General features: G+C 67.5%; 12 protein-coding genes. 9 read left to right on the top strand and 3 right to left on the bottom strand.

Going from position 1 to position 11,258, the window contains the following annotated elements; all coding sequences use genetic code 11:
• The 3 genes from ILT42_RS15995 to ILT42_RS15985 all read left to right on the top strand — a co-directional run.
• Nucleotides 1-281, top strand: a 281-nt coding sequence (locus tag ILT42_RS15995) for a hypothetical protein (RefSeq protein WP_204216619.1), incomplete at its 5' end; no start/stop codon positions are given.
• A 417-nt stretch (nt 282-698) separates the two neighbouring features.
• Nucleotides 699-2,729: a M23 family metallopeptidase gene (locus tag ILT42_RS15990; RefSeq protein WP_204216618.1), complete on the top strand. Its 2,031-nt coding sequence runs from the start codon at nt 699-701 to the stop codon at nt 2,727-2,729.
• A 6-nt stretch (nt 2,730-2,735) separates the two neighbouring features.
• Nucleotides 2,736-3,653 (top strand): AEC family transporter, encoded by a 918-nt coding sequence (locus ILT42_RS15985; RefSeq protein ID WP_204216617.1) that lies wholly within the window; start codon nt 2,736-2,738, stop codon nt 3,651-3,653.
• Here the strand turns inward: ILT42_RS15985 and gluQRS are convergent.
• Entirely contained in the window at nt 3,594-4,520 is a 927-nt protein-coding gene (gene gluQRS, locus ILT42_RS15980; RefSeq protein WP_204216616.1) for a tRNA glutamyl-Q(34) synthetase GluQRS, read from the bottom strand. The two genes, ILT42_RS15985 and gluQRS, sit on opposite strands and share 60 nt — an antisense overlap.
• Nucleotides 4,521-4,549: 29 nt before the next feature.
• On the opposite strand from gluQRS, the gene ILT42_RS15975 reads away from it, so the two are divergent.
• Nucleotides 4,550-5,206, top strand: a complete 657-nt coding sequence (locus ILT42_RS15975; protein WP_204216615.1) for a DNA-3-methyladenine glycosylase family protein — start codon at nt 4,550-4,552, stop codon at nt 5,204-5,206.
• Between the two features lie 20 nt (nt 5,207-5,226).
• Here the strand turns inward: ILT42_RS15975 and ILT42_RS15970 are convergent, their stop codons facing one another.
• Complete coding sequence (locus ILT42_RS15970; RefSeq protein WP_204216614.1) at nt 5,227-5,991, bottom strand: HpcH/HpaI aldolase family protein; 765 nt, start codon at nt 5,989-5,991, stop codon at nt 5,227-5,229.
• 7 nt (nt 5,992-5,998) lie between these two features.
• The gene (locus ILT42_RS15965) at nt 5,999-6,322 is read right to left on the bottom strand and encodes a DUF1476 domain-containing protein (RefSeq protein ID WP_204216613.1); all 324 of its coding nucleotides are present in this window, start codon (nt 6,320-6,322) and stop codon (nt 5,999-6,001) included.
• Between the two features lie 225 nt (nt 6,323-6,547).
• Here ILT42_RS15965 and purC point away from each other — a divergent pair, with 225 nt between their 5' ends.
• The 5 genes from purC (at nt 6,548) to purL (ending at nt 11,244) form a co-directional block, all read left to right on the top strand.
• Nucleotides 6,548-7,342 carry a phosphoribosylaminoimidazolesuccinocarboxamide synthase gene (gene purC, locus ILT42_RS15960; RefSeq protein WP_229428689.1) on the top strand — a complete coding sequence of 265 codons (795 nt, stop codon included), beginning with the start codon at nt 6,548-6,550 and terminating at the stop codon, nt 7,340-7,342.
• An 85-nt stretch (nt 7,343-7,427) separates the two neighbouring features.
• Entirely contained in the window at nt 7,428-7,982 is a 555-nt protein-coding gene (locus ILT42_RS15955) for a hypothetical protein (protein WP_204216612.1), read from the top strand.
• 80 nt (nt 7,983-8,062) lie between these two features.
• On the top strand, nt 8,063-8,302 hold the full coding sequence (gene purS / locus ILT42_RS15950) for a phosphoribosylformylglycinamidine synthase subunit PurS (RefSeq protein WP_204216611.1): 240 nt from the start codon (nt 8,063-8,065) through the stop codon (nt 8,300-8,302).
• Nucleotides 8,303-8,309: 7 nt separating this feature from the next.
• Nucleotides 8,310-9,008, top strand: coding sequence for a phosphoribosylformylglycinamidine synthase subunit PurQ (gene purQ / locus ILT42_RS15945; protein ID WP_204216610.1), 699 nt, complete (start codon nt 8,310-8,312; stop codon nt 9,006-9,008).
• Nucleotides 9,009-9,033: 25 nt separating this feature from the next.
• On the top strand, nt 9,034-11,244 hold the full coding sequence (purL, locus tag ILT42_RS15940) for a phosphoribosylformylglycinamidine synthase subunit PurL (RefSeq protein ID WP_204216609.1): 2,211 nt from the start codon (nt 9,034-9,036) through the stop codon (nt 11,242-11,244).
• Nucleotides 11,245-11,258 lie beyond the last annotated feature (14 nt).

Here is an 11,258-nt window from a genome sequence, read left to right as displayed (position 1 = left end):
CGATCATCCAAAGGATGATCCGCAAGGACCCGCCGCCTACGCTTCTCTTTCTCATCTTCACTTGTCAAAGAGCTGGTTCTTCCGAAGAAGACAAACCCGGAGGAGCCAATTCATCCCATCAAGCGATGCCTGATCAGGAGAACCAAACTTCCCAGAGTTTTCAGAGACAACCACTCGGTGGCCGCTCCGTCGATGAACCTGATTTAAGTTCATCTCGTTTTCTTGTCAACACCGTTTTTGAAGTTTTTTCAAACCCGGTTTCGACCCCCATCCGAAGATGAGCACTTCCAAGGAACAAGCTTTCGTCCCGACCAGAGGTCAGGCGAACAGCCTGGCATTTCCGAGGAAGTGTTTGGCGCCGTTCGCGTCAGCGGCGGCGTCGATGGGCGGGTTATAAGTCCAACACTTTGCCGGTGTCAACGCCCATATGAAAGTTTTTTGACCCTTGGGGCGTTTTTCTCGCGAACCCCGTTTGGGGCCCCTGTTATCGACAGTGCCGAAGGCCATTGCCTCACTCCCGACACAGTACGGGCGGAAGCAACCGCTTCCTGCCGGCAACGCTTGGCCTGCCTCTGACGACGGAGAGGGAGGCGGGATGGCCTCGTTCAGGCAACTCGCCCTCAGGGTGCGCCTGGCTTCATTCCATGTTAAGCAGCCGGCATCCTGAGACCCGTTTCGAGATGTCACGCGTTCCTTAAATGAGCCAGCACTCCCCTCACGATGCCCCTCTCCGGAAGCGCAAGTCCGGCGCCGGCGCCTCCGGCATCGACATCGGCCAGGAGCCACCCCTCAATACGGAAGACGGATCGGAGCGCCATCTGGATCGGCGCGACATCAATCTGCGCTGGCTCGGCGCGAGCGTTCTGACGGGGGTTACGGGCGCCGCCCTCATCGGAGCTTCGATCCATGTGGCCCTCCAGGGCGCCATGACGGCAATCACGCCCCCCGAGAAAGCCGTGGTCGCCGCGATCCGCGCGGACGCCGCCTCCGATCAGCCCACCAACGCGGCCCGCAAGGGCGACCGCCTGATCCGGTCCGATACATCCACGGCGGCCCGGCAGACCTTTCGGGCTCCGATGACGATCCGGAGCGGCGAGCGGGAGGCCATCAAGGTCCGCCACTTCGTCCGGGTCGCCACCAACCTCGCCCTGTCCTCCGGCACCTACGCAACGGACATCCCGTCCTTCAATCCCATGCGCCTCTTCGCGGAGGATGCGGGGGAGCGCTACGTGGAACCGGCGCCCGTGGAGATCGCCGACGCGGACGTGGCCGTGGTTCGCACCGACCTGTCCATGGTGGCGGTCGAGGCCACAGCGCCCTCGCTGAACGACGACGACGTCATCTCCATCCTCGAGGAAGAGCGCCGGGTCTCGAACGACAGCCGGCGCCAGACCGCCGTTCCGATCCCGGCCCAGCAGATGCTGAGCCGCACCCTCCGGTCGCCGGACGGGCTCGGCGACGCCCTCGGCTATGCCCGGATCATCGATGCGCCTTTCAGCTCCATCGAGGTGCGGGTGGTGCCCGAGAACGTCACGGACCTGCCCAAGACCGACCAGAAGGCCGCGAGCCCCATCGTCGAGGAGCGCGACCTGGTGCTCAAGAAGGGTGAGACCCTGGAGACCAACCTGCGCAGCTACGGCGCCAACCCGGAGCAGATCCGGGCCATCACGACGGCGCTGGGCGCCACCGTGAAGGTCGCGTCCCTGCCCGAGGGTGAGCGCATCCGGATCCTGATCGCCCCTGGTCCCCGCTTAGGGGATGCCCGTCAGATCGTGCGCGTCACGCTCATCGGCGAGCGCGGCGTGGAAGCCATCGCGGCCACGAACGACCGCGGGGTCTTCGTGTCCGTGACGCCGCCCGTCGACGAGTCGAACCAGGGCGCCGTCGCGTCCCAGGAGGAGGAGCCGGAGGAGGATGACGGCCGCGGCGTGCGGCTCTATGACAGCCTCTACGAAACCGCCCTCAAGAACGACCTGCCCCGCTCCACCGTCGAGGAACTGGTTCGCATCTTCGGGTTCGACGTGGACTTCCAGCGCCGCGTCTCCTCCGGCGACACCTTCGAGGTGTTCTACGGCTCCGACGACGAGGACGGACCGCCCGAGATCCTGTACGCGGCCCTGACCATCGGCGGCGAGGCCCGCCGGGTCTTCCGGTACCAGGGCGACGACGGCGCCATCGATTTCTTCGACGACCAGGGACGCTCCCTCAAGAAGTTCCTGCTGCGCAAACCCATTGCGGAGGGCATCCTGCGCTCGGGCTTCGGATCCCGCTACCACCCGATCCTGGGCTATACCCGCCCCCATACGGGGATCGACTGGGCCAACCGGATCGGCACGCCCATCCTGTCGGCGGGCAACGGCACGGTCATCAAGGCCGGCTGGGAATCGGGCTACGGACGCCGGGTCGAGGTCCAGCACGCCAACGGCTACGTGACCACCTACAACCACATGTCCAATTTCGGGAAAGGCATCTCGGCGGGAGCCAGGGTGCAGCAGGGCCAGGTGGTCGGCTACCTCGGCAGCACGGGGCTGTCCACAGGCCCTCACCTCCACTACGAGGTGATGATCAACGGACATTTCGTGGATCCCATGAAGATTCGCCTGCCCCGCGGCCGCGAGCTCGAAGGCCGGGGCCTGGCGGAGTTCAAGCGCCAGCGGGAGCAGATCCAGGGCCTCGTGGCCCAGGCGGACAGCCCGACGGGGATCGCCCAGCGGGCCGAGTTGCGTTGATCCCCCATGCTTGAGTCGCTCGCGATCGTCTTCCCGATCTTCGGCCTGATCGCGATCGGCTATGGCGGCGGACGTTTCGGGCTTCTCACGTCGCGCATGGGCGAAGGCCTGTCCGAATTCGTCTTCACCCTCGGCATTCCCTGCCTGATCTTCCGCACCCTGGTCCGGGCCGAGATCCCGGAGGTTCAGCCCTGGGGCTACTGGATCTCCTATTTCGTCGGCGTGGCCGTGGTCTGGGGCATCGCCACACTCGTGGGCAAGCGGTTCTTCGGGCTGGGCGGCGTCTCCGGCGTGGTGGCGGGGTTCTCGGCGGGCCAGGCCAATACGGTGTTCGTGGGCATTCCCATGATCCTCAAAGCCTATGGGGATGAGGGCGCCGTGCCGCTTTTTCTGCTCATCGCCGTACACCTGCCGGTGACCATGACGCTGGCCACCGTGCTGGCGGAAGGCCGGGGAGCCTCCCCCCTCACCCTGCTCCGCCGGCTTTTCACCCACCCGATCGTGGTGGGCATCCTGGCGGGGTCGGCCCTCAGGCCGATCGCGGCCCACATCCCGGCGCCGGCCTGGCAGATCGTCGACCTCCTGGCGGGGGCGGCGGTGCCTTGCGCCCTCGTCGCCATGGGGATTTCGCTCCGCCGCTACGGCCTGGGCTCGGGCTGGCAGATGCCTGCGGTGATCTCAGGGCTGAAGCTGGTCGTGCACCCGCTCATCGTGCTGGTGCTGGCCACGCAGGTCTTCCAAATGCCGCCGGCCTGGTCGGGCGTCGCCGTCCTCTTCGCGTCCTGCCCCTCCGGCATCAACGCCTATCTGTTCGCGGAGCGATACAACGAAGGCGTGGCCTTGGCCTCCGCGTCCGTCACGCTTTCAACGATGTTGGCCCTGGTTACCAGCATCATTTGGCTCCAGGTGCTCGGAGTCGGCTGAGAACCCGAGATGCCGGCGAATGGTCGCCGCATCGATGCCCCTCTCGCGCAGCTCGTGCAGGGCCTCCGAGCCCCGGCTCTTCGAGAGCTTATCTCCCAGCGGATCGAGAACCAGCCCGTGATGGTGGTAGCGCGGCGTCGGCAGGTCCAGCAGGCGCTGCAGGAGCACGTGGAGATCCGTCGCGGCCTCCAGGTCCCGGCCCCGCACCACATGGGTCACGCCCTGGATCGCATCGTCCATCACCACGGACAGATGGTAGCTCGTCGGGGTATCCTTGCGGACCAGGATGGTATCCCCCCAAAGCTCGGGATGGGCGACGACGCGATGCGCGCGCCCCTCGGGCCGGAAGCTGTCATAGAAATAAGGACCGGGCGCCTCCTTCAGCGCTGCCGGCTGGTCGAGACGCCAGGAATGGGGCTCGCCAGAGGCGATGCGGCTTTCGGCCTCCGACGACGGCAGGCTCCGGCACGTCCCCGGATAGAGCGGCGCGCCATCCGGGTCGCGGGGCCAGGGCCGACCGGTCGCGGCCTCCCGCCGGGCCACCGCGTCGGCGACGTCCTTGCGCGAGCAGAAGCAGGGATAGAGCAGCCCCTTGCGCTTCAGGAGGAAGGCCGTCCGCCGGTAATCGTCGAAATGCTCCGACTGGCGGCGAACCGGCACCTCCCAGGAGAGGCCGAGCCAGGACAGGTCCTCGATGATGGCGGCCTCGAAAGCCGGACGGCAGCGGGCTATATCGATGTCCTCGATCCGCAGCAGAAAGCGCCCGCCCCAAGCCTGGGCGAGTCGCTCGTTCAGCAAGGCCGAATACGCATGACCCAGATGAAGCCGCCCGTTGGGGCTGGGCGCGAAGCGAAAGACGGGGGTCATGGCTGTCTCTCACCCAGAGGCCACAGGCCATGACGACGCCCCTGCCCTCCCTGTACAGCCTGGAAGACCCCATCCGCACGGGGCTCGATGCCCTGGCGGAAGCCGACCCCGTGATGGCGGACTTGATCAAGGGTGGAATGGTGCCGGCGCTCCGGCGCCGGCCGGCGGGATTCGAGGGTCTCGCCTGGATCGTCGTGGGGCAGCAGCTCTCCACCGCCAGCGCGGCCGCCATCTGGGCGCGGGTGGGGGACCGCTTCGCCCCGGTGACCCCGGACGCGATCCTGGGGGCTTCGGACGAGGGGCTGCGCGCGGCGGGGCTTTCGGCCAGCAAGATCCGTACGCTTCGCAACATCGCCGTTGAAGTCGCGGAAGGCCGCCTGCCCCTCGAGACCTTGCAGGATATGCCCGCCGATGAAGCCCATGACCGGCTGACCGCCCTGAAGGGCATCGGCCCCTGGACGGCGGATGTGTATCTTCTGTTCTGCCTCGGTCACCCGGATGCGTTTCCGGCCGGGGACCTGGCCGTCCAGGAGGCGGCCCGGATCGCCTACGGCCTGGACGAGCGCCCGAACGCCAGAGCCCTGGAAGCCCTGGCCGAGCGGTGGCGCCCCTGGCGGGGCGTGGCCGCCAAGGTGCTGTGGATGGTCTACCGACAGGCGAAGGCCCGCGACGGCGCGCCGGCTTGAAGGCCGCCGGGCCGGGCGGGTCACCCCCTGGCCGTCTTGAGGGAAGCCTGGGCGCCGAGCCGCAGCATGGCCGTGTCGCTGCCCACCGCCACGAGGTCGAAGCCCTTGCGAACCATCGCTGCCGCGCGCTCTCCGGTGGCCGAGTAGACGGCCGCGAGCTTCCCGGCGGCCCGGGCGCGGGCGAGCACATGATCCAGCGCCCGGTCGACCTCGGGCGCCTCCGCATCCAGGCGCTTGCCGTCGAAGAGGGCAATGGACAGGTCGGCGGGGCCGACGAAAACGCCGTCGATGCCCGGCTCGGCGAGGATCTCGTCCACGATGGAGAGGGCGGCGGCCGTCTCGATCATGGCGAAGGCCGCCGTCAAGCCGTTGCCCTGCAGGAAATAGTCGCCGGGCTGAAGGCCCGAGACCGCGAGAGCCCCATGGGGACCCCAGCTCCGCTCGCCGATCGGCGGGTACTTCATGAAGCTCCCGAAGCGTCGGGCATCCTCCAAGGTATTGATCATGGGGGCGATCACGGCCGAAGCCCCGGCATCGAGCAGGCGAGAGGCGGTCGCGAATTCGCCTACGGGAATCCGGGCGACGGCAGGCTTGCCCGCCGCCGCGATGAGCGGAAGGGCCCGCACGGTGGCGGCGAAATCGATGGCGCCGTGCTGCATGTCCAGCACCACGGCATCGAAATCCTCACGGGCCAGGAGCCCGGCGATGCCGGGCTCGGAGATGCCGCACCAGGCGGCCAGCGATGGCGAACCGGCCCTCAGGCGGTCCCGAAACGACGCGGCCATGGGCGCGTTACCGCCCGGCCTTCACGTCCTCGACGGCCCGGGCCGCCAGCTCGTCCATCTTGGCCGCGAGCTCGGCCTCGCTTACCCCCTTGCCGCCGGCCTGGAGATCCGCATGGACCTTGCGCAGCACGTCGGCGTCGCCGGCCTCCTCGAAATCGGCCAGAATCACGGCTTTGGCATAGGCATCCGCTTCTGCGCCCGTCTTGCCGAGACGCTCGGCGGCCCAGAGCCCAAGGAGCTTGTTCCGGCGCGCCGTGGCCTTGAAGCGCAGGTCCTCGTCGAGGGCGAACTTGTTCTCGAAGGCATTCCGGCGGTCGTCGAACGTGGTCATAAGCATCCTCCCATGGGTTAAGCTTCCCCGCGATATAAAGGCGCGGGCGCCCCATCGCCAGGGTGAGCGCCTTGAAAAGACCGCGAGGAGCCATGACCTGACCTCCCACACCCCCCGCGTTGTGCTTGCCCGAGGGATCGGATAGGTTGCCCCCAAGCCGGGCGGCGGCATCTGCCGCGCCTGCGCCAGCCGCGGATCTCGTACAATTCCAAAGGAGCCTCGGCCATGGATTTCCTCAAACCACGGTACACGCCTATGAATCGCCGCCGTCGCATCTATGAGGGCAAGGCGAAGGTCCTCTATGAAGGTCCGGAGCCTGGAACGCTGATCCAGCACTTCAAGGACGACGCGACAGCCTTCAATGCCCAGAAGCATGAAATCATTGACGGCAAAGGCGTTCTCAACAACCGGATCTCGGAATACATCTTCCAGAACCTGAACGATATCGGTGTCCCGACCCATTTCCTGCGCCGCCTGAACATGCGCGAGCAGCTCATCCGCGAGGTCGAGATCATCCCCCTCGAGGTGGTGGTGCGCAACGTGGCGGCCGGGTCCCTGGCGACCCGCCTCGGGCTCGAGGAGGGCACCCAGCTGCCCCGCTCGATCATCGAGTTCTACTACAAGAACGACGCCCTCAACGACCCGATGGTGTCGGAGGAGCACATCACCGCCTTCGGCTGGGCGAACCCCCAGGAGATCGACGACATCATGGCGCTCGCCATCCGGGTCAACGACTTCCTGTCTGGGCTCTTCCTCGGCGTCGGCATCCGCCTCGTGGACTTCAAGATCGAGACCGGCCGCCTGTGGGAGGGCGACCTCATGCGCATCGTGGTGGCCGACGAGATTTCCCCGGATTCCTGCCGCCTCTGGGACATCAAGTCCAAGGACAAGCTCGACAAGGACCGGTTCCGCCGGGACATGGGCGGCCTCGTCGAGGCCTACTCAGAAGTGGCCCGCCGTCTCGGCATCCTGTCCGAAACCGAGAACCCGACTGCGAACGGCCCCCGTCTCGTTCAGTAACCGCTTTTCGAGGAAGCCCGGTCCGCCGGGCTTCCTCTTGTCCGGCTCCGGCCCTTTCCTGCCCCTCCCCGCTCGAACCGCCCAGATGTTGCGTCGCATCCCGTCCCGGTCCCCCCTCCTGGCAGGCTTCGTCCTCGGAGTCGTCCTGGCGGCCTGCGGCATGTTTCCGCGCACCCTGGAGGGGTTGCCGGACGGTCAGGCCTGGACCTCCCTCCCCCTCTCCGACTGGCTCGCCGAGGAGCGCGCCGAGCCCGAGGCCGTCGCCCTGTGCGAGGAGTGCGGGCGGGCCGGCATGACGGCGGGCGCGGTGCGCCTGTTCGGAACCTCCGCGCGGGAGGCCGAGGCGGTCCTGCGCGCTCCGCAGGGGCTGGCGCGGGCCCTGGAGACGAAATCCAAGGAACCGAGGGGAAAGGCCAAGCCCGTCCCTGTCCGGGTCACGACCCGACCGCTCGACGAGGCGGGCCGGTCGGGCTTCCTCCTGGCCCTGTCCCGCGCCGACGGCGCCAAGCCGCCCGTCTATGGGGCGGCACTGGGCCTTCGGCAGGGGGACGCGCTCGGCGTCGTCCTCGTGATCGGCACGGAAGCCGGGGCCGTCGAGAGCCTCGCCCGCCGCATCGCGGTGGAACATCTCGGGCCCTGAGGCCGAGGGGCGTTGTGCTGGGGCGCCATTAGCCTTATGGCGTAAGCGATCTTTAGAAATCCCGCACGGATACCCCGCCCATGAAAGCTCGCGTCACCGTCACCCTCAAGAACGGCGTTCTCGATCCGCAAGGCAAGGCCATCGAAGGCGCGCTGAAATCCCTCGGCGTCGAGGGCATCGGGAACGTGCGCCAGGGCAAGGTGTTCGACATCGAGCTCGAGACCCAGGACCAGGACCAGGCCGAAGCCGCCCTGAAGGCCGCCTGCGAGAAGCTCCTGGCCAACACGGTCATCGAGAACTACCGCGTCGAGATCGCGTGAGGCGCCCATGAAATCCGCCGTCATCGTCTTTCCGGGCTCCAATCGCGAGGGCGACGTCGCCCGCGCTCTCGCCCAGGCCGGCTCCAAGGTCGAGAAGGTCTGGCACGCCGAAACCGAGCTGCCCTCCGGCACCGACCTCGTGGTCCTGCCCGGCGGATTTTCCTATGGAGATTACCTGCGCTGCGGCGCCATTGCCGGGCGGGCGACCGTGATGGATGCGGTGCGGGCCCATGCGGCCCGGGGCGGGCTCGTGCTCGGCATCTGCAACGGCTTCCAGATCCTATGCGAGTCAGGCCTCCTGCCGGGCATCCTGATGCGCAACGCCAACCTGAAATTCATCTGCCATCGCCAGTTCCTGCGCGTCGAGCGCACCGACACCGCCTTCACCCGCGCCTATGACAAGGGCCAGGCCATCGATGTCTGCGTGGCCCATGGCGAGGGCAACTATACGGCCGACGCCGAAACGCTGAACCGCCTGGAGGGCGAGGGCCTCGTGGCCTTCCGCTACAGCGACGAGCGGGGCCAGGTGACCACGAACGCCAATCGCAACGGCTCGATGAACTCCATCGCGGGCATCTATTCCGAGACCCTGAACGTGCTCGGCATGATGCCCCACCCGGAGAACCTCATCGAGGACCTCATCGGCGGCACCGACGGGCGCGGCCTGTTCGACAGCCTGGTGTCGTCCGTCGCCCGCGCAGCCTGAAGATTCCTCAAGTCACGAGACCCCGATGATCCGCAACGACGTCGCCATCACCCCGGAGCTGGTCAAGGAGCACGGGCTGAAGCCCGACGAGTACGAGCGCTTCGTCGCCCTGATCGGCCGCACGCCCTCGATCACCGAGCTCGGCATCGTGTCGGCCATGTGGAACGAGCACTGCTCCTACAAGTCCTCCCGCCTGCACCTGAGGGGCCTGCCCACCAAAGCCCCCTGGGTCATCCAGGGGCCGGGCGAGAACGCGGGAGTGATCGACATCGGCGATGGGCTGGCCTGCATCTTCAAGATGGAAAGCCACAACCATCCCTCCTTCATCGAGCCCTACCAGGGCGCCACCACGGGCGTGGGCGGCATCCTGCGCGACGTGTTCACCATGGGGGCGCGGCCGATTGCTGCCCTGAACTTCCTGCGCTTCGGCGAGCCGGACCACCCGAAGACCCCGCATCTGGTCTCGGGCGTCGTGGCGGGCATCGGCGGCTACGGCAACTCCTTCGGCGTGCCCACCGTGGGCGGCTCGGTGGGCTTCCACCCGCGCTATAACGGCAACATCCTCGTCAACGCCATGGCGGTGGGCCTCGCCCGCACGGACGAGATCTTCTACGCGGCAGCGACCGGCGTCGGAAACCCCATCGTGTATCTCGGCTCCAAGACGGGCCGCGACGGCATTCACGGCGCCACCATGGCGTCGGCCGAGTTCGACGACGCCTCCGAGGAGAAGCGTCCGACCGTGCAGGTGGGCGACCCCTTCGCCGAGAAGCTCCTGCTGGAAGCCTGCCTCGAACTCATGCAATCCGGCGCCGTCATCGCCATTCAGGACATGGGCGCGGCGGGGCTGACCTGCTCGGCCGTGGAGATGGGCGCCAAGGGCGACCTCGGCGTGGAGCTCGACCTCGACAAGGTGCCGTGCCGCGAGGAGGGCATGAGCGCCTACGAGATGATGCTGTCCGAGAGCCAGGAGCGCATGCTCATGGTGCTCAAGCCCGGCATGGAGAAGGAGGCCGAGGCCATCTTCGTGAAATGGGGCCTCGATTTCGCGATCATCGGCCGGACCACCGACACCCTGCGCTTCGTGGTCAAGCACCACGGCGAGGTGATGGCAGACCTGCCGATCAAGGAGCTGGGCGACGAGGCGCCACTCTACGACCGGCCGCACATCGCCAACACCTACCAGGCCGTGATCCGTCCCGAGAGCGTCGAGGCTCCAGTCTCCGACGCGGACGCCCTCCTGAGGCTCGTGGGTTCGCCCGACCAGTGCTCCAAGCGCTGGGTCTGGGAGCAATACGACCACCTCATCCTCGGCAACACGGTCCAGACGCCGGGCGGCGACGCCGCCATCGTGCGGGTCGAGGACGGCCCCAAGGGCCTGGCCATGACCACGGACGTGACGCCGCGCTATTGCGAGGCCGACCCGGTCGAGGGCGGCAAGCAGGCGGTGGCGGAAGCCTGGCGCAACATCACGGCGGTGGGTGGCCTGCCGCTCGCCATCACGGACAACCTCAACTTCGGCAACCCGGAGCGGCCCGAGGTGATGGGCCAGTTCGTGGGCTGCCTGAAGGGCATCGCCGAGGCCTGCCGGGCCCTCGACTTCCCGGTCGTGTCCGGCAACGTGTCGCTCTACAACGAGACCAATGGCCAGGGCATCCTGCCGACCCCCGCCATCGGGGGCGTCGGCGTGCTGGAGAACGTATCCGTCCACGCCTCCGTGGCCCTCAGGCGCGAGGAGGACGTGCTCGTTCTCATCGGCGAGACCACGGGCTGGCTCGGCCAGTCGATCTACCTGCGGGACGTGTGCGGCCGCGAGGAAGGCGCTCCGCCTCCGGTGGATCTCGCGGCCGAGCGCCGCAACGGCGATTTCGTGCGCCAGCTCATCCGCTCGGGGCAGGTCGACACGGTTCACGACTGTTCCGACGGCGGCATCGCCCTGGCGGTGGCCGAAATGGCCATGGCAGGCGGGATCGGCGCCATGATCACGGCGGCACCGGACAACATGCCCCTGCACGCCTTCCTGTTCGGCGAGGACCAGAGCCGCTACATTCTGGCCATGGACCGGGACCAGGCCGCCGACATCCTCTACGAGGCGAGCGCGCTCGGAATCCCAGCCGTCACCCTTGGCCTCACGGGAGGCCATTCATTGATTCTGCCGGGCGGGCAGGCCATATCCGTGAAGGACCTGAAGGCCGCGCACGAATCCTGGCTGCCGGACTACATGGCCGGCAAGGCTTGAGGAGAATTCAGACC

The organism is Microvirga pudoricolor (assembly GCF_016892705.1).
Lineage (GTDB): Bacteria > Pseudomonadota > Alphaproteobacteria > Rhizobiales > Beijerinckiaceae > Microvirga > Microvirga pudoricolor.
Note: the sequence above shows the minus strand (reverse complement) of the source record. Positions and strands in the feature narration are given on the sequence as shown.